22 protein-coding genes are annotated in these 19,228 nt (G+C 67.9%); 11 read left to right on the forward strand and 11 right to left on the reverse strand.

All coding sequences use genetic code 11. The annotated features are described in order from the left end of the window. The first annotated feature begins 187 nt into the window (after nt 1-187). From HYZ11_14195 to HYZ11_14205, 3 genes are all read left to right on the forward strand, one after another. Nucleotides 188-1,411 (forward strand): cytochrome C, encoded by a 1,224-nt coding sequence (locus tag HYZ11_14195; protein MBI3128751.1) that lies wholly within the window; start codon nt 188-190, stop codon nt 1,409-1,411. Further along, entirely contained in the window at nt 1,408-2,169 is a 762-nt protein-coding gene (locus HYZ11_14200; GenBank protein ID MBI3128752.1) for a cytochrome b/b6 domain-containing protein, read from the forward strand. The genes HYZ11_14195 and HYZ11_14200 overlap by 4 nt, the downstream gene beginning before the upstream one ends. A gap of 140 nt (nt 2,170-2,309) precedes the next feature. Continuing rightward, complete coding sequence (locus HYZ11_14205; protein MBI3128753.1) at nt 2,310-2,759, forward strand: cupin domain-containing protein; 450 nt, start codon at nt 2,310-2,312, stop codon at nt 2,757-2,759. Between the two features lie 230 nt (nt 2,760-2,989). Here HYZ11_14205 and HYZ11_14210 read toward each other — a convergent pair whose 3' ends face one another. Both HYZ11_14210 and HYZ11_14215 read right to left on the reverse strand, forming a co-directional pair. Further along, entirely contained in the window at nt 2,990-3,505 is a 516-nt protein-coding gene (locus HYZ11_14210; GenBank protein ID MBI3128754.1) for a tetratricopeptide repeat protein, read from the reverse strand. A 202-nt stretch (nt 3,506-3,707) separates the two neighbouring features. After that, nucleotides 3,708-4,190, reverse strand: coding sequence for a cytochrome c (locus HYZ11_14215; GenBank protein MBI3128755.1), 483 nt, complete (start codon nt 4,188-4,190; stop codon nt 3,708-3,710). Between the two features lie 262 nt (nt 4,191-4,452). On the opposite strand from HYZ11_14215, the gene HYZ11_14220 reads away from it, so the two are divergent. From HYZ11_14220 to HYZ11_14235, 4 genes are all read left to right on the forward strand, one after another. Beyond that, nucleotides 4,453-5,328 (forward strand): isocitrate lyase/phosphoenolpyruvate mutase family protein, encoded by an 876-nt coding sequence (locus tag HYZ11_14220; GenBank protein ID MBI3128756.1) that lies wholly within the window; start codon nt 4,453-4,455, stop codon nt 5,326-5,328. Nucleotides 5,329-5,477: 149 nt separating this feature from the next. Beyond that, nucleotides 5,478-6,542, forward strand: coding sequence for an extracellular solute-binding protein (locus HYZ11_14225; protein MBI3128757.1), 1,065 nt, complete (start codon nt 5,478-5,480; stop codon nt 6,540-6,542). Between the two features lie 67 nt (nt 6,543-6,609). Next, nucleotides 6,610-8,409, forward strand: a complete 1,800-nt coding sequence (locus HYZ11_14230; protein ID MBI3128758.1) for an iron ABC transporter permease — start codon at nt 6,610-6,612, stop codon at nt 8,407-8,409. 3 nt (nt 8,410-8,412) lie between these two features. Further along, nucleotides 8,413-9,477: an ABC transporter ATP-binding protein gene (locus HYZ11_14235; GenBank protein MBI3128759.1), complete on the forward strand. Its 1,065-nt coding sequence runs from the start codon at nt 8,413-8,415 to the stop codon at nt 9,475-9,477. A gap of 102 nt (nt 9,478-9,579) precedes the next feature. Here the strand turns inward: HYZ11_14235 and HYZ11_14240 are convergent, their stop codons facing one another. The 5 genes from HYZ11_14240 to HYZ11_14260 all read right to left on the reverse strand — a co-directional run bounded on the left by HYZ11_14240 (nt 9,580) and on the right by HYZ11_14260 (nt 12,752). Then, the gene (locus tag HYZ11_14240; GenBank protein ID MBI3128760.1) at nt 9,580-9,807 is read right to left on the reverse strand and encodes a type II toxin-antitoxin system HicA family toxin; all 228 of its coding nucleotides are present in this window, start codon (nt 9,805-9,807) and stop codon (nt 9,580-9,582) included. Next, nucleotides 9,804-10,007 (reverse strand): type II toxin-antitoxin system HicB family antitoxin, encoded by a 204-nt coding sequence (locus tag HYZ11_14245; protein ID MBI3128761.1) that lies wholly within the window; start codon nt 10,005-10,007, stop codon nt 9,804-9,806. Before HYZ11_14245 ends, HYZ11_14240 begins: the two co-directional genes overlap by 4 nt. A gap of 74 nt (nt 10,008-10,081) precedes the next feature. Then, the gene (locus HYZ11_14250) at nt 10,082-10,936 is read right to left on the reverse strand and encodes an ABC transporter substrate-binding protein (GenBank protein ID MBI3128762.1); all 855 of its coding nucleotides are present in this window, start codon (nt 10,934-10,936) and stop codon (nt 10,082-10,084) included. Further along, complete coding sequence (locus HYZ11_14255) at nt 10,933-12,072, reverse strand: hypothetical protein (GenBank protein MBI3128763.1); 1,140 nt, start codon at nt 12,070-12,072, stop codon at nt 10,933-10,935. The genes HYZ11_14250 and HYZ11_14255 overlap by 4 nt, the downstream gene beginning before the upstream one ends. An 8-nt stretch (nt 12,073-12,080) precedes the next feature. Next, nucleotides 12,081-12,752, reverse strand: a complete 672-nt coding sequence (locus tag HYZ11_14260; GenBank protein MBI3128764.1) for a cyclase family protein — start codon at nt 12,750-12,752, stop codon at nt 12,081-12,083. A 170-nt stretch (nt 12,753-12,922) separates the two neighbouring features. Between HYZ11_14260 and HYZ11_14265 the strand changes: the two genes are divergently transcribed. Both HYZ11_14265 and HYZ11_14270 read left to right on the forward strand, forming a co-directional pair. After that, a complete protein-coding gene (locus HYZ11_14265) occupies nt 12,923-13,063 on the forward strand; it encodes a hypothetical protein (protein ID MBI3128765.1) in 141 nt (46 codons plus the stop codon). A gap of 27 nt (nt 13,064-13,090) precedes the next feature. Next, the gene (locus tag HYZ11_14270; protein MBI3128766.1) at nt 13,091-13,483 is read left to right on the forward strand and encodes a redoxin domain-containing protein; all 393 of its coding nucleotides are present in this window, start codon (nt 13,091-13,093) and stop codon (nt 13,481-13,483) included. Here the strand turns inward: HYZ11_14270 and HYZ11_14275 are convergent. Next, nucleotides 13,452-14,366, reverse strand: coding sequence for a dienelactone hydrolase family protein (locus HYZ11_14275; GenBank protein MBI3128767.1), 915 nt, complete (start codon nt 14,364-14,366; stop codon nt 13,452-13,454). The two genes, HYZ11_14270 and HYZ11_14275, sit on opposite strands and share 32 nt — an antisense overlap. Before the next feature lie 319 nt (nt 14,367-14,685). Here HYZ11_14275 and HYZ11_14280 point away from each other — a divergent pair, with 319 nt between their 5' ends. Next, nucleotides 14,686-15,369 (forward strand): glycosyltransferase family 2 protein, encoded by a 684-nt coding sequence (locus tag HYZ11_14280; protein MBI3128768.1) that lies wholly within the window; start codon nt 14,686-14,688, stop codon nt 15,367-15,369. Between the two features lie 5 nt (nt 15,370-15,374). Further along, nucleotides 15,375-16,163: a hypothetical protein gene (locus HYZ11_14285; GenBank protein MBI3128769.1), complete on the forward strand. Its 789-nt coding sequence runs from the start codon at nt 15,375-15,377 to the stop codon at nt 16,161-16,163. Nucleotides 16,164-16,166: 3 nt separating this feature from the next. Here the strand turns inward: HYZ11_14285 and HYZ11_14290 are convergent, their stop codons facing one another. The 3 genes from HYZ11_14290 to HYZ11_14300 are packed head-to-tail and all read right to left on the reverse strand — an operon-like array spanning nt 16,167 to nt 19,145. Beyond that, on the reverse strand, nt 16,167-16,652 hold the full coding sequence (locus tag HYZ11_14290; GenBank protein ID MBI3128770.1) for a hypothetical protein: 486 nt from the start codon (nt 16,650-16,652) through the stop codon (nt 16,167-16,169). A gap of 55 nt (nt 16,653-16,707) precedes the next feature. Further along, the gene (locus tag HYZ11_14295; protein ID MBI3128771.1) at nt 16,708-17,943 is read right to left on the reverse strand and encodes an MFS transporter; all 1,236 of its coding nucleotides are present in this window, start codon (nt 17,941-17,943) and stop codon (nt 16,708-16,710) included. Further along, nucleotides 17,940-19,145: an MFS transporter gene (locus tag HYZ11_14300; GenBank protein MBI3128772.1), complete on the reverse strand. Its 1,206-nt coding sequence runs from the start codon at nt 19,143-19,145 to the stop codon at nt 17,940-17,942. The genes HYZ11_14295 and HYZ11_14300 overlap by 4 nt, the downstream gene beginning before the upstream one ends. Nucleotides 19,146-19,228 lie beyond the last annotated feature (83 nt).

Genomic DNA, 19,228 nt, shown 5'->3' on the forward strand with positions numbered 1-19,228 from the left:
GCCTTCCCCGCTTCGGGCGCCTCTCCGCAAGTTCGCCAGAGATTACAGGCCGTCTCTGAAGGGGGCTTCATTGCCGAGGGAACGAACCATTTTCAAGCGCTTCCCGGGCGGGAGTCCCGCCCCGGCCGGAATCTACCTGGAAGGGTGGTGGGAGCCGCCGATCTTTCAAGATGGAGGGGGCCGGTCCTTGCCCGGCCCCGCCGATCGAATCTTCCGCCGAATCCCTCCCCTGGCCGCGCTCCTGATCTCCCCCGTGCTCGGCACCGTCTTCGTCCTCGGCTTCATCTTCCTCACCCTGGCCGCGATGGCGATCATCCCCGTGAAGCTCATCCGCAGGGGACGGGGCGGCCGCGCGGCGGGCCTCTTCCTGGCGGGCGCCGTCCTGCTGGGGGGGCCGGCAGCCTGGGGACAGGCGGTGTCGAACGAGATGTGCATCAACTGCCACAAGCTGCCGCTGCAGATGAAGCTGAAGGACGGCTCCAGCGTCTCCCTTCAGATTCCCGCCGCGGACTTCGGAAAGTCCGCGCACGGGAGTCTCCTGCTGTGCACGGCCTGCCACACCGATATCAAGAAGGTGCCCCACGACAAGCTTGAGTTCGAGGACCGGCGCGCTCTCAGCCTCCACTACAGCAGGGCGTGCACCTCCTGCCACGGCGGAAAGTTCAAGGAATTCCAGGAAGGGATCCACTGGCGCCTCCTCTCCGCAGGCGACCGCCGGGCGCCCCTGTGCGCGGACTGCCACGGCGCGCACGCGATCACCAAGGGAGGAGTCGCCAAGGGCTTCACCCCCCAGGCCTGCGCGAAGTGCCACGAGAAGCCCTACCGGCAATACGAGACCAGCGTTCATGGGCGGGGGCTCATCCAGAACGGGGCCAAGGATGTGCCCGGCTGCTCCACCTGCCATCCCTCCCACACGGGGCAGGACCCCCGGAAGATGGAGTTCCGCATCAACATTCCCCAGCTATGCGCCGACTGCCATCAAAACAAGCCGCTGATGGAGAAATACGGCCTCTCCTCTCAGGTCGTCTCGACTTATCTTGAGGATTTTCACGGTGCCTCGATCAGCCTCTACCGCGAGCAGCGGAACCTTCCCCCGCGCCTGACGGCGGTCTGCACCGATTGCCACGGCATCCACGACATCTTGCGGGTGAAGGACCCGGATTCGAAGGTCGTGCGCGAAAACCTGATGCGGACCTGCCAGAAGTGCCACCCGGACGCCTCGCTCAATTTCCCGGCGAGCTGGCTCTCGCACTATCCGCCGAGCACGACGCGCTATCCCTTGGTGTTCTTCCTCCGGCTGTTCTATTTCATCTTTGTCCCGGCGATCATCGCCTGCATGCTCTTCCACGTCGGGCTCGACTTCGCCGCCGAGCTCCGCGCCCGGCGGCGGTCCCGGAAGGAGCGGGCATGATGCCGCCGGAGGAGAAGGACGTGCGGGAGGAGGAGGGCTCCGTGCTGCGGTTCACGAGGAGGCAGCGGCTGGAGCATCACATCATGGCCGCCCTGTTCATCCTGCTGACGGTGACGGGCCTGCCACAGAAGTTCTCCGACGCCTTCTGGGCGGGCTCCGTGGTGCGGCTGATCGGCGACCTGGACCTGATGCGCTGGCTCCACCGGATGGCGGGTTTCGCCTTCGGCGGCTTCACCGTCTATTTCCTGGTCTTCGCGTCGCTCGACGTCCTCCGGGGGCGGGCGGCCCTCTCCATGGCCCCCTTCCTCTCGGACCTGAGGGAGGTCTATCGCGGCCTCCTGTGGGCCGCCGGGCTGGGGCCGCGGCCGGCCGCCGGGCGCTTCGATTACCGGGAGAAGCTCGAGTTCTGGGGAATGCTCCTGGGGAGCGGCGTCATGATCCTGACCGGACTGATCCTCTACTTCCCGATTCAGGCCACCCGCTGGCTGCCCGGCCAGGTCATCCCCGTTGCCAAGACGGCGCACAGCTACGAGGCCATGCTGGCCCTCATGGTGATCGTCGTCTGGCACCTCTACAACGCCATGTTCCGGCCCGGCGTGTTCCCTCTGGACACCACGATCATCCACGGGCGCATGAGCCTCGGGCGCCTGCGGGAAGAGCACCCGCTCGAGTTCGAGCGCCTGTTTCCGGAGAAGGCCGCCGAGGAGGGCGAGGAAGAACGCCCGGCCCGCGGCGCCTCCGATCCCAGCCCCGCCTGAGGTCCGCCCGCCCCGGGGATTGGATGGTGAGCGGCGCCCGCCGCTTGCCAGCCGCCCGGAAGCGAGCAATCATGCCGGCTCCGGACGCCGGGCCCCCGGGCGCGGCGGGCGTTCCCTTCATCTTCCATGCAGGAGGCACCATGGCGATCAAGGCCCCGACGAAGCGCCGGTGGGCGCTGGTGGATTCGACGGCGATCGGAGTCGACAAGAAGTACGAGCCCCCTCTCATCATCGCCTGGGGAGTGGACAGCCACGCGGTGGGCACCCAGACCATCACCATGGGCCGCACCATCATCCCCCCCAAGGCCCGGAACCAGCGCCACTACCACGTCTGCGACGCCACCTTCTATATCGTGCGGGGGCCCATCGTCGTGTGGATGGGAGAGGAGAAGGAGGAGCACACCGTCCCCACCGGCACTTTCGTTTACGCGGCGGCGGGCGAGATCCACGGCCTCTATAACCCGAGCGAGACCGAGGACGCCGAGCTCATCTTCACGTACGGCAACTGCCCGAACCGGGATGCCGCGCGAACTATCTATGTGGAGGAGGCGTGGCAGGAAGAGGACAAGCGGGATCGCATCCCGAAGTAGGCATCGGACGAACCAAGAAAAGCCGGCCCTTCGGGGCCGGCTTTTCTTGTGGGTCCTAAACACATTACTTTCTGGTCAACGTACGTGTGAAAAAGTGATGACTGAGGTTTTTTTTTCCCCTCACCCGGAGGGGAGGGCCAGGGTGGGGGAAGGATTTATAGCGCCGATAGATTCTCCCTCCCCCAGCCCCTTCCCGGAGGGAGGGGGAAAGTCTCAGGCTGTGCGGCGGTTCAATTCAGCAGCGTCACGAGCTCCAGGAGCTGGCGCTTGAGAGTCTCCTCGTCCGCCGCCCGCCGGACGGCGCCGAGAATCTCGCTCGCGGCTTTCCCGTGCTCGCTGCGCTTCAGGTAGATGCGCGCGAGGTTCGTGTAGGGGAAGTGACGGGGATCATACCGAGGCGCCCGCTTTGCCTTCTCCAGCCACTCGATGGCCTGCTCCAGATCGCCCAACTGCATCAGATAGCAGCCGATGTCGTTGTAAGGATTCCCGAAATCGGGGTCGACCTCGATGGCGAGATGGCACTCCTCGATGGCCTCCTCGAGCCTGCCCTGCTTGCTGTACATCCAGCCCAGGTAGGTGTGGGCGTCCGCGGTGGGATGGTAGGCGAGAGAATTCTTGTACAGCTCGACCGCCCGATCGATTCTACCTCTCCGGTGCGCGCTTTCCGCCTCCGCCAGCAGCTCCAGGGCCTTTCTCAGCTCGGGATTCACCCGGGACTCTTCCCAGTATTTTTCCTCGAACGACATGGTAGGGAAGCTCTCTTGCATGGTCACTGCCCTCCCTTGCGTCCGAAACCCGGCGGTGGATTTCAGACCTTATTCAATGTTAACGCGCCCGGCCCGGCTGTCAAGAAAGGCTCGTACGGGGAAGAGGGGGAGGGAAATCCCCGACCCAATGGAAAAAAAGCGCCCCAGCCGGACGGCCGGGGCGCCGCGCGCGTGAGCGCCTTCACTTTTTCGGGGGCGGCTTCCGGTATGTCCGGTGACAGCCTCCGCAGGTTCCCTGAACGTTCTTCAGGGCCGCCTCGGCGCCGTTCCTGTCGCCTGCCCGCAGGACCACCGCCAGCGAGGCGGCGGCGGTCCCGAGGTTCCTGGCCTTCTGATCGAAGTCCGCCTTGTTCTCCCAGATGACGGGGAGGGCGGTCGTCTGGCCCTCCAGGACTCTCTCCTTGAAAGCGTCAGGGATTCGCCGGGCCGATTGGGAAAGTGCATCAGCGGACTTGGCCGCGTCGGCGAGCCTGTTCTCCTTCATGGCCGCCTGAATGGCCCGGATGTTGCGCGGGTGGCTCTGCATCAGGTCCTTGCGGGCCTTCACCTGCGGATTCTCGTAGCCGATCAATTCGGCGAAGGAGAAGTCCTTCGTACATCCCGCGAGCAGCCCCACCGCCGCGACGAGGGCGGCGAGGGTGAAACCGGCACGCAGACTCTTCATCAGCCTTGATCTCCTCTGATATACGGGACAACGCGCGCCCCTGCCGGAGGCGTCCCGGCGGGGTGAAAAAGGCCGCGGCGGATGCGTGCTGGGTGCCGGAGTGAGAACACCCGGGCGCCGGAAAAAGTTCCGGGGCGGCCCCATTTCCGCTTGGCTGCCCGACGGAGAACGATTAAGATTTCCCATTCTTGCTTGCGGAAATGGCTTCGAGGCCGGCTCGCCGGCCGTGAGGCGCGCTTTCAATCGGAGCGGGAGGTCTCTCATGTCCGACCCCAGGAGGGCGAAGTTCCGGGAGCTGCTCGGCCGGCGGGGGGTCACCCTCGTCCCGGGCGCGCACGACGCCCTCACGGCCCGGCTCATCGAGGCCAAGGGCTTCGAGGCGGTCTATATGACCGGCGGGGGCACCTCCGTCGCCCTGACCGGCCTGCCGGACAACGGCCTGGTCACCGCCTCGGAGACGGTGATGAACGCGCGCTACATCGCGGATTCGGTTTCCATCCCCCTCATCGTAGACGCCGATACCGGCTACGGCAATGCCGTCAACGCGGTCCGCACCATCCGCGATCTGGACCGGGCCGGGGCCGCCTGCGTCCAGATCGAGGATCAGGTTTCGCCCAAGCGGTGCGGGCACCTTCCCGGGAAGGAAGTGGTGAGCCGCGCCGAGTTCGTCGGCAAGATCCGGGCCGTCGCCGATCACCGGCCCGACCCGGCGCTGGCGATCATGGCCCGCACCGACGCCCGGGCGACCTTCGGCTTCGAGGAGGCCGTAGTCCGGGGGAACGAGGCCCTGAAGGCGGGGGCCGACCTGGTGTTCATCGAGGCGCTCGAGTCGGCCGAGGAGTTCGCAGAGTACGCCCGCCGCTGCCCGGGACCCCTGCTCGCGAACATGACGGAGTTCGGGAAGACGCCCCTCATCCCGGCGGAGGAGTTCGGGCGGATGGGCTACCGCTTCGTGATCTTCCCCGCGAGCGCCCTGCGGGTCATGCTGCGCGCGGCGGCCGAGCTCCTCGACGAGATCCGGGAGAAGGGCACCCAAGCCGCGTACCTGGACCGGATGATGACCCGCGCGGAGCTGTACGACCTCATCGATTACGACGCCTATCACCGGATCGAAGCCCGCTACCTGCCCCGGGACTGATATCCCGCGGCCCGAATCCCGGCTTTCCTTCCCTCCGGTTTTCCGCCAAAATGCGGGCATTAAGCCCATGCACACGAAGGGAGAAGCTCCACCGGGAGGCAACCCATTCGCGTCCGGCTTTGCATCCATCCGAATGAGGAGAAATGCCGATGAGGAATTCCTTGCTGAGTCTCGCCGCCGCGCTGGCGCTGGCGGCCGGCGCGGCGGCCCCGGCGGGCGCCGCCGTCTCGCCCGAGGAGGAGAAGCTCTACCGGGAGGCCAAGAAGGAAGGGGAGGTGGACTTCCGGGGGCCGACCGAGCGGACTTCCTTCATCAACGTCGCACGGGCATGGTCGAAGCGCTATCCCGACGTGAAGCTGAAGTATTCGCGCAACCCGACGGGGAGGCTCGTCAAGGCCATCGAGGCGGAATTCCGGGCCGGAAAGCTCACCCACGAGGTGGTCCACGTCACCGACCCCGTGATCCTGGTCAAATGGAAGAAGCAAGGGAGGCTGCTCTCCTACAAGAGCCCCTACTATGCCGACTACGAGCCGCAGTACCTCGACAAAGACTTCACCTTCGCGGCCATGGGCGTCACCCCCATGCTCCCCCTCGTGAACAAGAAGTACGTCGAGAGCATCGGCATGAAGCCCGGCGACTTCAAGTGCTACAAGGACTTCCTAAACCCGAAATTCTCCGGCAAGCAGGTGGTCACCCACGCCAACGCCGGCGGGACCGCCCTTTTTGCCGCCATGCGAATGACCGAGCTCTTCGGCTGGGAGTTCCATGAAACCCTGCGTAAGCACAACATCCTGCTCGGGGCGACAGCGGGCGTGACCACGAGCATGGTCATCAAGGGCGAGCGGCCGGTGACCTACGCGGTGACGGGCTACCGCGCCCTGGAGCACGGGCAGGATCCCAAGAAGGGCGTGTTCACCTTCTGGCCCTGCGAGGGCGCGGTGATGATCAACTTCGCGATGACCATCCTCAAGGAGGGCGCCGCCAGGCATCCCAACGCCGCCAGGCTCCTGGTGACGTGGCTCTCCTCGAAGGAGGGCCAGGAGAACATCGTCGAGCACGCGCACTTCTTCAGCGGCCGCAAGGACGTGAAGCCGGTGCCCGGCGCCCAGCCGCTGCACACGTACAAGAACCTGTGGTGGCCCGACCTCGAGAAGGCCATCCAAGAGCACGATCCGTTCCTGAAGAAGTTTGATCAGGTGTACGGGCTGAAGTAGCTCCGGCCGCGCGCCGCCCCCGGCCTCCGCCGGGGGCGGCGGGGCGCCCAGGCAGGACGGAGGCTGCATGGAGGCGATATCCGCCCCCGCGGGATGGCTGGCGGACCGGGCGGCCCAATGGAGAAACGAGCCCGGCAAGTTCGCCGCGATGGCGCTGACGGCCTCGTTCCTGGCCGCCCTCATCGCCTACCCCTTCCTGACCCTTTTCGTCATGAGCCTTCAGCACCCGGAGACGGGCGCCTGGACGATCTCAAGCTACGTCCGCATCTTCACCGAGGAGAGCTTCCGGGACGCGTTCATCCGCTCGATCTGGCTCAGCCTCATCGTCACCTTCTTCTCGCTCATTCTCGGCATCCCCATGGCCTTCGGGGTCTCGCGCACGCGGATGCCCTTCCGGGAGCTCGTGCGAAGCCTCACCGGCATCGCCTTCATCATCCCGAGCTTCATCGGGGCGGTGGGCTGGATCTTCCTGCTCGGGGAGAACCAGGGGGACATCAACCGCTTGGTGCGCTGGATCGTCAACCCCTTCCTGGCGGAGCCGATCGAGAGCGGCCCCTTCACGGTCTTCTCCTTCTGGGGTTTGGCCTTCGTCCTGGTCCTGCATTTTTTCCCGTTCGTCTTCTATTCCGTGAGCGCCTCGCTCGACAACATGGACCCCTCCTACGAGGAGGCGGGGAGCATGGTGGGGGCGGGGAGGCTCCTGACCGTGCTGCGGATCACCCTCCCCATGGCGGCCCCCGCCATCGTGTCGGGCGCCATCATGGTCTTCCTGGAGACGCTGGCGGCGTTCGGCGCCCCCCAGGTCATCGGCGTTCCCGCCCGGTTTCACGTTCTGACGACGCGCATCTACAACCTGTTCGAGCCGCCGCCGAACTTCGCCATGGCGACGGCGCTGGCCTCTCCGCTCATCGTCATCACGGCGGGGGCGCTGTGGCTTCAGCGGCGCATCCTGTCCCGGCGGCAGTACGTGACGGTGGGCGGCAAGGCCACCGCCCCCGCGCCCATGGACATCGGGCGGTGGCGCTACGTCCTGAGCGGGTTCTCCATGCTCGTGGTGTTCGTCTCGGTGGGGGCGCCGATGTACGCCATCTTCGCCACCTCCGTGACGGAGGTGTGGGGGCGGCCGCTCTTCACCGGGCTCTTCCCGCCGGCCGCCGGCGGCTTCTCCTTGACGCACTACGAGCAGCTCTTCGACCCCGCCCTGGCCAACTGCGATCTTCCCGGCGGCTACATCGTCACCGAGGCCATATGCGCCGTCTACAACAGCATGTGGCTCTCGGCGGTGGCGGCCACCCTCATCCTCCTGCTGGCGGTGGTGTCGGCCTACATCGTCGAGCGCTCGGGAATCGATGGGAGGGGCGCGCTGACCGGCCTCATCATGATGACCTTCGCCTTCCCCTCCGTGGCGCTGGCCGTGGGGCTCTACGTGGGCTACCTGAGGCTCGAGTGGCTGCCCGTCTTCGGCACCATGATGATGTTCATCCTGGCCTACATCACGCGCTACATCGCCTTCGCCTTCATTTTCGTGCGGAATACGATGAAGCAGGTGGGCCCCGAGATGGAGGAGGCGGGCCGCATGGTGGGGGCGGGGTGGACGCGGACCACCTGGAGCATCTCGGTGCCCCTGCTCAAGAGCGGCCTGTGGATCGGCTGGACGCTCGTCTTCGCCGTCCTGCTCCGTGAGCTGCCCCTCACCATCATGCTGAACGTCCAGGGGGCGCAGACCATGGCGGTGCGCATCCTGCTTTTCATCGAGGACGGCCTCCTCGAGCGCGCCGCCGCGATGTGCATCATCATCATCGTGGCCTCGGTCGGGGCGACGTGGCTCGTCCGGAGGTTCGCCGGGAAATCCGTAATGGAGGTGTGACCGGTGTCCACGCTGGTCCTTCAGGGAGTGAGCAAGAGCTACGGCGAGGTCCGCGCGGTCCGCGACTTCAACCTCGAGGTGAAGTCCGGGGAGTCCGTGGTCTTCCTGGGGCCGAGCGGCTGCGGCAAGACGACCACCCTCCGCATGATCGCGGGCTTCATCCAGCCGGACGCGGGCGAGATCCGCATGGACGGGGAGCTGGTCGCCTCCGCCCGCTTCTCCATGCCGCCCGACAGGCGCAGCTTCGCCATGGTGTTCCAGAACTACGCCGTCTGGCCCCATATGACCGTGGCCGAGAACCTCGCCTTCGGCCTCACGCTCCGCAAGCTCTCCAAGGCCGAGATCGGGCGGCGGGTGGGGCGCGCCCTGGAACTCGTCCAGATGAGCGCCCTGGGCGGCCGGCTGCCCAGCGCCCTCTCGGGCGGCCAGCAGCAGCGCGTGGCCCTGGCCCGCGCCCTTGTGCTCGAGCCCAAGCTCCTCCTCCTGGACGAGCCCCTCTCCAACCTCGACGCCACCCTGCGCGAGGAGATGCGCTTCGAGATCAAGCACCTCCAGCGCCGGCTCGGCATCACGAGCATCTACGTCACCCACGACCAGGAAGAGGCCATGGTGGTCGGGGACCGCATCGTCGTCATGCGCCACGGCAAGGAGGAGCAGATCGGCTCGCCCGAGGACATCTACCGCCGCTCGGCCACCGAGTTCGTCGCCACCTTCGTCGGGCTCGCCAACACCCTCGAGGCCCGCGTCGCGGAAGGCGAGGGCCTGGTGGACGCGGGGCTGGGGGCGCCGCTCCGGGTGACGGGCCGGCCGGAAGGCCGGGCCGCCGGCGAGGCCATCCGGGTGGCCATCCGGCCCGAGGGCATCACCCTCAACCCCCCGGACGGCGGACCCAACTGCTTCGAGGCCTCAGTAAGCGAGCGCTACTTCCTCGGCGAGGTCCTGGACCTCCGCCTCCGCGTGGGCTCCCGCACGCTGCGCGCCCGGGTGCGGAGCGTGGCGGCCGTCAGCGAAGGAGACGCGGTCCGCATCCACATCAACCCCGAGCTGTGCCAGGTGTTGGGGGGGTAGGGAGGGACCGCTGGAAGGAAATGGGCTTCGCCGCCGCGCCGCTCTACCTGCACTTCAACCGGGCGCTGATTTCGGCGGGGAGGGTTTCGTAGGGATTCGCGTTTAAAGCATCCCCAGGAAGTCATCCAGTTCGATTTCGGCTTGTTTGAGGATGTGAGCTAGGGTCGAGCGCTTGACAGGGCGGTGGGCAGGGACGACCAGCTTCAAGAGGTGTTCCCCCTCACGCTTTTGAAGCCGGATATGGCTCCCCCGTTGCCTCACGACAATCCACCCTGTCCGTTGAAGGGCACGGACTACCTGGACATACGAAAGGCTGGGGACCCGCGTCAAAGAACGAGTTCCATCACTTTGGCTTTTTCGGCCGGGAGGGCGTCATCCTCGGCAGATTCCAGATAAAGCTCGATGGCCTCGCGGATGTTGGCGAGGGCCTCCTCCTCGGTCTCCCCTTCGCTGACGCAGCCGGGGAGGGAGGGGGCATAGACCGTGAAGCCGCCTTCATCGCTGGGTTCGAGAATGATCTTGAGTTTCATGGCCGCAGTCCCCTTCTTGGCAAGCCTAACTTTTTTTATTCTACCGCAATTCCAGGCGGGACAGGGGTTGCGATTTACTCCGTGAACTCGGGCTCGATCCTCCTGGGCACGATCCCCGCCTCGTACGCCCTTCGCAGGAGAACGCGGACCGCCTCCTTGCCCCGCTCGCCGTAGCCCCGCGTCCAGTCGTTCACGTACATCCCGACGAAGCGGTCCGCCTTCTCCCGGGGGAGGTCACGCGCGTAGCGCATGGCGTGGTCGAGGGCCTCTTCCCGGTGGTCGAGGGCGTAGGCGATGCTCGCCGAGAGCAGCCGGCTCACCTCGCGCACCGCCTCGGGGCCCAGGTCCTTCCGGATGACGTTGCCGCCCAAGGGCAGGGGCAGGCCCGTCTCCTTCTTCCACCAGGCGCCCAGGTCCTCGACGAGGTGGAAGCCCTCCTCCGCGTAGGTGAGCTGGCCCTCGTGGATGAGGAGGCCGCAGGGCACGGAGCCCCCCGCCACCTCCTCCATGATCCGGTCGAAGGGGACGACGCGGTGTTGGGGCTCGGCTCCTCCCAGGTAGAGCCGGAGCGCGAGGTAGGCCGTGGTGAGGAGGCCCGGGACGGCGATCTCCGCGCCCCGCACCTCCTCCTTCACCATGGGCCGGCGCGCGACGAGGACGGGGCCGTAGCCATCCCCGAAGCTCGCCCCGTGGGGGAGGATGGCGTAGCGGTCCGCGAGGTGGCAGTAGGCGTGGAAGCTCACCGCGCTGACCTCGTAGGTCCCCTCGAAGGCGGCCCGGTTCAGCGTCTCGATGTCCCGGAGCTCGTGAACGAACTCATAGCGCCCGGTGCCGATCTTGCCGTTGGCGAGGGCGTGGAACATGAAGGCGTCGTCCGAGTCCGGGCTGTGGGCGACGCGGATGGTCCTTGGCGCGTCCTTCGCCCTCATCCGAACGCGCTCCGGCTCCGGCCCTTGTAGTCCCGGGCGAGGACGGGGAAGTCGCCCTCCGCCACGCGGCGGATGAGGGCGCCCAGGAGGGCGGAGAGGGCCTCGAGGTCGGACTCGAGGAACATCTCGACCGGAGAGTGCGCGAAGCGCCGGGGGAGGTTGAGGTTCACCACCGGGAGCCCGCCCGGCAGGGATCGGCTCAGGGTGGCGGCATCGGTGAAGGTGTTGGCGACGGCGTCCTCCTGGAGAGGGGCGCCCGCGGCCCGGGCCGTCTCCTTCACCCACTCCGCGAGGGGGGCCGGGGCGATGTGGCCGAGGAAGGTGATCGGGTGGTGGTCGTAGCGGCGGAGGGCGGGCCCGGCGCCCATCCGGAGCGCCTGGCCGTCCGGGGTGCCGGCGGGGCCTCCGGCCAGGACGGTGTCGAGGACGATGGCGAGATCGGGCGGGTGGCCCCCCATGGTGTGGGTCACGTTCAGGACGGAGGCGCCGCGCGAGCCGAGCTCCTCCTGGACGCAGAAGGCGGCGGTGAGCTTGAGGCGGCCGGCGAGGGGTCCCGCGTTCAGGAAGGCCTCGGCGCAGAGGGCGCAGCCCGAGCGGTTGTCCACCGCCTTGGACTTCCAGGCGCCTCCTGGCATGCCCGCGAAGGGGCCGTGGAAGACCCCGAGGGTGCCCGGCCCGATGCCGAGCTTCCGGACGGCCGCGCCGTCCAGCCCGCCCACCTCGATCCACATCTGGGCGGGGGTGGGGTGCTGGTCGCCGGAGAGGAACTGCTGATGCCCGCCCGCGATGTGGACGATGCCCCGGTGGAGGGAGCCGTCCGGCGCGAGGAGGTCGATCTCCCGGCCCGGGAAAACCGCGTTCGCCAGCAGCCCCGCCTTGTCGAAGCGCACCGCCCCGCCCGGCTCCACCCCGGTCACGACGACGGCCACCTCGTCCATGTGGCACTGGAGGAGCAGGTGGGGCGCGCCCTCGCTCCCTAGCCGCTGGGCGAGGAGGTTGCCGAAGGCGTCCTGGCGCAGGCGGTCCGCATGGGGCAGGAGGATCGCCGCGATGGCCTCGCGCACCGCCTCCTCGCGCCCCGGCGGGCCCGGGAGGGCGCAGAGCGCCCGCAGGCGCTCGATGAGGGGGGAGGGCATGGCCGGGCTCAGTCCACGATGGCGATCGCGCGGGCGGGGGCCGCCTCGGCGTCCGCAATCTTGATCGGAAGGGCCATCATGAAGAAGCGCTCCTTCTTGACCTTATCCAGGTTGTCCAGGCCCTCGATGAGGACGACGCCCGCCCCGAGCATGACGTGGTGCACCTTGAACTCGGTCGAGTCGAAGTCGGTGCGGCGGGCGTCGTACTCCTCGAAGAAGTCGAAGGCGATGGCCTTGGGCTTGCGCGCGACCAGCCATTTGGCGGCGGAGACATCGATGTAGGGGGACTTGGTGTAGTACTCGAGCGTGCCGAACATCTTGCGGCCCCAGTCGGTGCGCACCACGATGATGTCCCCGGCGCGGCACTTCTTCTCGTGCTTCTCGAGGTGGGCCGCTTTGATCACCGCGTTGGGCTTGCCCATCGAGGTGACGTCGAGCATGACGGCCTCGCCCATGTAGAGCTGGAAGTCGATGGCCCCGACGGTGGGGGCGCCCTTCACGACGTGCAGGGGGCTGTCCACGTGGGTGCCGGTGTGGGCGCTGAGCTCGAGCCAGGTGGCCTGCCAGTGGTGGGAATAGGGCCCCCGGTAGGCGGTGGTGTGCTTCACCTTCTGGGGGACGCCCGGGGGGATGGGGACGCCGCTCTTGATCTCGCAGCTGATGTCGATGTAGCGGGGCATGACAGCCTCCTTGTGGATATGCGCGCGCCCGAGCCACTGGCCGGCTTATGAGCGCCAATCTTGGCACGCACGCACGCTTCTGCCAAGCCTCCCGGCCTGTTCAGGCGCCCGGCCAGGAGGCGTATGATGGTTCCCGGAGGCGTCCGCCCGGACGCCCGAAAGGAGGCTGCATGCAATCGCCGGAAATGACGGGTCCCGAGGGTCCCGCCCCCGAGATACGGTTCGAGGACGGCGGGGGAAGCCCCGTTCCGCTCTCCTCGCTGTGGAAGCAGGGACCCCTCGCGCTCGTCTTCATGCGCCACCTGGGGTGAATTTTCTGCCGGGAGCAGGTGGCGCAGTTGCGCCGCGCGTGGCCGCTGTTCCAGGACAAGAAGATCCGGGTGGTCGCCGTGAGCCCGGCGGAGGGGGCCGCCGCCGAGGCGGTGTGCGGGATGCTGGGCTCTCCCTTCATCTGCCTGGGGGATCCGGCCGGAAAGGCATACGACGCCTTCGGCCTCGTTCAGGCCGAGGTCTCGCAGTTGATTAACTTCCGCACCTTCTCGCGCGGCCTCTGGGCCATGCTGCGCGGGCACAGACATGGCCAGACCATCGGCGACCGCTCGCGCCTGCCGGGCGCCTTCATCATCGACGGGGAGGGGACGATCCGCTGGGGGCGCCGGGGGCGGGATGCGGCCGATCATCCCACGGCGCAGGACCTGCTCAACGCCTGGGATGGGATCCAGCGGGCGTGAGGAGGGGCGCCGCTAGCTTCTCGGGCCGTCCCACCGTATGCAGCGGGACCGGTTCGGGGCAGGGGGGGAGGGCCCCGTATCCGCCCGGAGAGCATCCGCGGCGCAGCGCGGCCACCACCCGGCGCTCCAGGAATTCCACCAGATAGCTCACCGCCTGCTGGCCGGGCGAGGGGTCCAGGCTGAACATGAAGTCGTGGTTCGCCCGGGGGAGAAGCACCAGGTCGGCCGGGATGTTCCTCTCCCGGAGCGCCCCATGATATTCCCGCGCCTGCTGATAGGGGATCCAGGCGTCCCTCCGCCCATGGAGGAGAAGGACGGGGGAACGGACCTTCCCGATGAGGGCCTGCGGGTCCTGCCGGGCGAACCACTGGTGCCAGAGCCGGCCATCCTCGTCGGCGAAATAGTAGGAGAGCCGGATGTCCCAGGTGTCCATGAGGGGCCGGAAGCGATAGCCGCCGTAGAAGGAGACGATGCCCGCCACCTTCCCCGGCCGCCGCGCGGCCACCTGAAAGGCGTAGCTCCCTCCCAGGCTGAAGCCGACGAGCGTCACCCCGCCCCCCTCGCAGCGCGGGTGCGCCGCCAGGGTGTCCACCCCGCGGGCCATGTCCTCGAGCAGGAAATGGAAGCGCTCGACCCGCTCGGGAAAGGGGCGCATCCCTTCCTTCAGGTTCACCATCCGGGCCGAATAATAGTTAATGTAGAGGACGCCGTACCCCAACCGGGCCAGCTGCAGGGCGTAAGGCCGGTAGGACCGCCAGAAGCCGATCTGCCCGTGCAGGAAGAGCAGGCAGGGGCTCTTGGCGGGCGCCGAGGCCCCGGCAGGAAGGGCCATGTAGCCCTCGATGGGCAAGCCGTCCGGGCTGGCGTAGCGGAAGGGCTGCAATTCCCCTTCATGCCGGGGCGGGGGAGGCAGCTTGACGTTCCCGGCCGGCGGAAACAGCGCGCACCCTCCGGCGAGAAGCAGGGCGGCCAGGAGGGCCGGCCGGTGGCCCCCACTGCGCTTCCAGGGAGTGCGCGGTGCGTTCGCTCGGATTGTCAATATCCCGCCTGCTAGATGGCCCGGTGCAGCGCCGTAAGCTGAAGTTCATCTTAGGTGCGTCGAAAGAGCGGCGTCAAACCCGGGAAAGGCCTGAGTTTGACCCTCTCCAAATCCCCGTGCTAGCTTCCGCCCTTCTGCTCCCATGGAGGGATGGAAAGTGGACATCCTCTTGAGCGTGGTCATCCCCTGCTACAACGAGGAAGCCACCATCCGGCAGGTCGTGGAACGGGTGAAGGCCGTCCCGCTCTCCCTGGAGATCATCGTGGTGGACGATGGCAGCACGGACGGGACGCGCGGCGTCCTGGCCGGGCTGGAGGGGGATGGGGTCCGCATCCTTCACCAGCCGGAGAACGGGGGAAAAGGCGCCGCCCTGGCGGCGGGTTTCGCGGCCGCGCGCGGGGACGTGCTGGTCGTCCAGGACGCCGACTTGGAATACGACCCCGCCGACCTTCCCGATCTCCTCGGGCCCATCCAGAGGGGGGTGGCGGACGTAGTTTACGGCAGCCGCTTCGGCGGAAGGCCCCAGCGCGTCCACATGTTCTGGCACAAGGTGGGCAACCGCTGCCTCACCTTCCTGACCAACCTTCTCTTCAACACCACCCTGACCGACATGGAGACGGGCTACAAGATGTTCCGGCGGGAGGTCATCGCGGGCATCACCCTGCGCTCGCGCCGTTTCGACGTCGAGCCCGAGCTCACCGCCAAGATCTTCAAGGCGAAGCGGTGGCGGGTGTACGAGGTGCCCATCTCCTACTACGGCCGCTCCTACGACGAGGGGAAGAAGATCACCTGGCGGGACGGCGCCGTCGCCATGTGGACCCTGCTGCGCTACCGCTTCTGGGACTGAACGCCATGCCGCTCCATCCCGTGCTCCACCCGGCGGGAGCCCCCTTCGACGCTTTTCTACGGAAGCATCATCCCCAGAGCCTCCGCATGCGCGGCACGCTGGCCGAGTCGGGCGGCGCCTTCCCCGTCTGGACGGACAATCCGGCCGCGCCCAGGCTCGCCGTCCACGCCGCGCAGCGGAAGTGGCTCCTGCCGGTGGGCGATCCCGATGCGGTACTCGCCCATCTGGATGATCTTGACGCCCTCTCGGCCGAGGTGAACCGGGGGAGCGAGGACGAGGGCCTCCTGAAGCTGGCGTCGATCCCGCCCCCCCTGCGGGACGCCTTGGCGGCCTCGCGCCCCCTGGTCCGCCAGTCCCCCTGCGGCCTCTATACCCTTCGGAGGGAGGACTTCCGCCCCTTCCGGGAGGGGCCGCCGGTGGAGACGCTGCGGGAGGAGGATGCCCCCCTCCTCGCCCGGCTGAGCGAGTACGGGCACGACGTCGCGTACTGCCTGGAACGCATCCGCGGCGCCCCCACCGCGGCCGTCCGGATTGAAGGCGCCCTGGCTTCCTTCATGATCGTCCACGCCAGCGGGGACATCGGCATGCTGCGGACGCTGGACGCTTACCGCAACCGGCGGCTCGCGCGCGCCGTGGTCACGGCCATGGTGGAGCGGCAGTGGGCGCGGGGCAGGGAGGTCTTCTGCTACATCGTGGACGGGAACACGGCCTCGGAGCGGGTCTTCTTGAACCTGGGCTTTCGGCGGGCCGCGGACGTGGCGTGGGCCGTCTTCGGCCCTCCGGAGGGCGGCTGAGGCTCAGCGCGTGGCGAAGAGCATGTACTCGCGCCGGCGCGCCTCAAGGAAATTCACGAGCTGGAGCCGCTGCGCATCCCGGGGCCCCGCGCCCGCCGCCCTGCGGAGCGCTTCCACCTCGTGGGCGAGGCGCTCGGCCTCGGCCAGGGCCTGATCCGTGAGGGAGAGAAGCGCGATGTAGTCTCGGAGCTGGTTCTCGAGGACGCGCTTGCGCTCGAAGATGTCGCTCCCTGCCGTGCGAAGCTGAAGGTCGGCGTTGGTTTCCTTGATCAGCCCCCTCAGGGTGTCGAGTTTCTTCCGGATCTCCTTCGCCTGGGCCTCGCGGGCCCGCCGCTCCTCCTCGGCGCGCTTGCGGGCATCCTCGGGTTTCTCGGCCGGCGGCTGGTTCCCGGGCGGCGCGGGAGGCGCGGCGGGCCCCGCCAGGACGGGGAAGGGCGCCAGGGCCAGGCTCAGCGCCAGGAGGCAGGCGAGGCGGAGGGGATGAGGCATGTCTTTTCTCCCGGGGGAAGGTCTCGGGGAATATTAGCCCCGGGCGGGGGACGGCTCAACCGCGCGATGCCTGCCGCGCGGGCGCGGCCTTCCTCGGGAGGAGGAGGGAGAGGAGGAAGCTCACCACGAGGAAGCCTGGCAGGATCCAGAAGGCGCTGTGGAGCCCCACCTGCTCGGCCACCTTCGAGATGGGATAGACCGAGAAGCTCGCCATCCCCCAGGCCACTCCCAGCATCATGGAGCTCGCGAAGCCGCGGTTGTTGGGCATCATCTCCTGCGCGTAGGCGATGCCCACCCCCATCATCAGGTACATGCTGATCCCGACCGCGGCGAGGATGGCCATGCCCAGGCCGGGGGGCGAGGCGAGGAACGCCGAAAGGCTGAGGAAGGAGAGGACCTGCGCGGTGACGACGATGGTCCGCATGCCGATGCGATCGGCCAGGACGCCGCCGAGCATCACCCCCAGGCCGCCGAAGAAGAGTAGGATGGCGTTCGCCGTCCCGCCTTGCCAAAGCCCCAGCCCCCGCTCCACGTAAAGGGTCGGGAGGAAGCCCATCAGGTTGATGTTCACCATGGCGCGGCAGAACGTGATGCCGGTCAGGATGACGAGTGGAAGCCCGGCCTCCCGCAGGGACGCCTGCAGGCCCCGAAGGAGGGAAGGGCCGCCCGCCCCAATTTGAACGGCCGCAGGCGGGTCGGGCAGACCCCAGCGCACCGCCAGCGCGGCGCCCACGGCGATCAGCGCATAGACCCAAAGCCACTCCATCCCGAACGTCCCCGCCACCCCGATGGCCACAAGGGGGCCGAAGGAGAAGCCGAGCCGCCCTCCCGTCACGAAGGCGCTCACGGCCAGCCCCTTGTACCGCTGGCTCAGGTTGCTCGCCCGCAGGGACATGTCGGGATGGCAGAGGCCCGCCATGCAGCCCCCGAAGAGGACGGCCACGCCCACGAGGGTGTAGCTCGGCGCCCAGCCGATGGCGGTCATGGCGAAGGCGCTCCCGCCCAGCCCCACGACGAGCCAGGGGAGGCGGGGCCAGCGGTCCACCACTACGGCGGTGAGGGGCTGGGCGAATGCGTTGCTCAGCGAGAGAGTGGTGACGAGCAGCCCCGCCTGGCTCAGGGAGAGCTGGAACTTCTCGCGGAGGAGAGGAAGCAGCGGCGAGAGCATGCTGACGAGGCTGTCCACCACGAAGTGCGCAAAGACCAGGATGGCCATCGCCGCCCAGGGAAAGGACTCGGCGGCGGGGGCGGGCCCGGCGGGGGAGACGCCTACGAGGTTCGCCTGGGTCATGCCGTCTCTCCGGCCAGCTTCGCCTGGGGGCGCAGCCGCTCGCGGTGCAGGAGAATGGCCACGACCCCTCCCGCCGCGAACATCAGCGCGTAGAACAGGAAAACGAGGCGGAGCCCGAACGACTGGGCCACGAGGCCTCCGATGATGGGCGAGAGCGTGCTCGCGCCCTCATTCATACCATAGATGAGGCCCACCGAGCTTGAGCGCTGGCGCTCCTCCACCAGCTCCGTCCCCACGGCCAGCACCAGGCTCGGCACCGGCGTGAGCAGGACGCCGACGGAGGCCACGGCGAGGAGCAGCGCCGGCACCGAGTTGACCCACGACAGGCTCGACAGGGCCGCCGCCGTCATGAAGGTCATGACCACGATGAAGATGGTGCGGTTCCCGCCGAGCCGGTCCGACCATTGGCCCACGAAGAGGGTGGCCACCGTGCCCAGCACGAAATAGCCGCTCAGGATCCATCCCGCCTGCCGGACGTCGTAGCCGAAGGACTGGGTCAGGAGGAGGGGGAGGAAGGTCATCAGCCCCCGGAAGCCGGTGATGCGGAAGGTCGAGAGCGTCACCAGCAGCATGAGGCGCCGGTTCCGGAACAGGGCGCCGATGGTGGAGCGGGCCGCCTGCCGCATGGCCTGCCCCTGAGAACCCTGGTCCCGGAAGCGGAGCCAGATGAGGGCGGCCCAGACGAGGCCTGGAAGGACGAGCACCTGGACGGCCGCCTGCCAGCTCATCAGGTAGGCGGTGAGCCATCCCACCAGGGCCGGGGTGACGATGTGCCCGACATCGCCCCCGCCGTTGAAGATGGCCATGGTGAAGCCCCGGCGGCCCGGAAGCTCCCGCGTGATCAGCGAGACGGCGGGAGGATGGTAGGCGGCGCTCCCCAGGCCGCTGATGAAGCCGAGCAGGAGCAGCAGTCGGTAGCTCCCCGCGTAGGCGTAGAAGAGGACGGGCAGGGCCTGGATGAGATGGGAGAGAGCCAAAACGGTGCGCCAGCGGCCGGTATAGTCGGCGAGGAAAGAGAAGGGAAACTGGAAGAGGCTGTTCGAGAGTGAATAGGCCGAAACAAGGATGCCCGCCTCGACGTAGCTGAGATCGTACTCCTTCACGATGAGCGGGAGCACGGGGATGAGGAGGTACATGTAAAAGGAGTTGAGGCCATGGCTGGCGGAGAGGGCGAACAGGTTGAATTTCTTTTTGGCGTCCATCCGCGATTCGGCCTCGGGCACTGCGAGAGGCGGCATTGTCGTCGGGGGCCCGGCGCGCGTCAACGCCGGTGGGATACTTTGCG

The organism is Candidatus Tectomicrobia bacterium, assembly GCA_016192135.1.
Taxonomy (GTDB): domain Bacteria; phylum UBA8248; class UBA8248; order UBA8248; family UBA8248; genus 2-12-FULL-69-37.

Bases quoted from the DNA above. Each gene is read 5' to 3' on its own strand.
- HYZ11_14260 (MBI3128764.1), bottom strand. From the start codon at position 12,752: ATGCCCCGCTACATCGACATCAGCTGCGAGATCAAGAGCGGCGTCCCC.
- HYZ11_14225 (MBI3128757.1), top strand. From the start codon at position 5,478: ATGAGGAATTCCTTGCTGAGTCTCGCCGCCGCGCTGGCGCTGGCGGCC.
- HYZ11_14210 (MBI3128754.1), bottom strand. From the start codon at position 3,505: ATGTCGTTCGAGGAAAAATACTGGGAAGAGTCCCGGGTGAATCCCGAG.
- HYZ11_14285 (MBI3128769.1), top strand. From the start codon at position 15,375: ATGCCGCTCCATCCCGTGCTCCACCCGGCGGGAGCCCCCTTCGACGCT.
- HYZ11_14245 (MBI3128761.1), bottom strand. From the start codon at position 10,007: ATGAAACTCAAGATCATTCTCGAACCCAGCGATGAAGGCGGCTTCACG.
- HYZ11_14250 (MBI3128762.1), bottom strand. From the start codon at position 10,936: ATGAGGGCGAAGGACGCGCCAAGGACCATCCGCGTCGCCCACAGCCCG.
- HYZ11_14200 (MBI3128752.1), top strand. From the start codon at position 1,408: ATGATGCCGCCGGAGGAGAAGGACGTGCGGGAGGAGGAGGGCTCCGTG.
- HYZ11_14295 (MBI3128771.1), bottom strand. From the start codon at position 17,943: ATGACCCAGGCGAACCTCGTAGGCGTCTCCCCCGCCGGGCCCGCCCCC.
- HYZ11_14205 (MBI3128753.1), top strand. From the start codon at position 2,310: ATGGCGATCAAGGCCCCGACGAAGCGCCGGTGGGCGCTGGTGGATTCG.
- HYZ11_14215 (MBI3128755.1), bottom strand. From the start codon at position 4,190: ATGAAGAGTCTGCGTGCCGGTTTCACCCTCGCCGCCCTCGTCGCGGCG.
- HYZ11_14220 (MBI3128756.1), top strand. From the start codon at position 4,453: ATGTCCGACCCCAGGAGGGCGAAGTTCCGGGAGCTGCTCGGCCGGCGG.
- HYZ11_14300 (MBI3128772.1), bottom strand. From the start codon at position 19,145: ATGGACGCCAAAAAGAAATTCAACCTGTTCGCCCTCTCCGCCAGCCAT.
- HYZ11_14265 (MBI3128765.1), top strand. From the start codon at position 12,923: ATGCAATCGCCGGAAATGACGGGTCCCGAGGGTCCCGCCCCCGAGATA.
- HYZ11_14255 (MBI3128763.1), bottom strand. From the start codon at position 12,072: ATGCCCTCCCCCCTCATCGAGCGCCTGCGGGCGCTCTGCGCCCTCCCG.
- HYZ11_14230 (MBI3128758.1), top strand. From the start codon at position 6,610: ATGGAGGCGATATCCGCCCCCGCGGGATGGCTGGCGGACCGGGCGGCC.
- HYZ11_14290 (MBI3128770.1), bottom strand. From the start codon at position 16,652: ATGCCTCATCCCCTCCGCCTCGCCTGCCTCCTGGCGCTGAGCCTGGCC.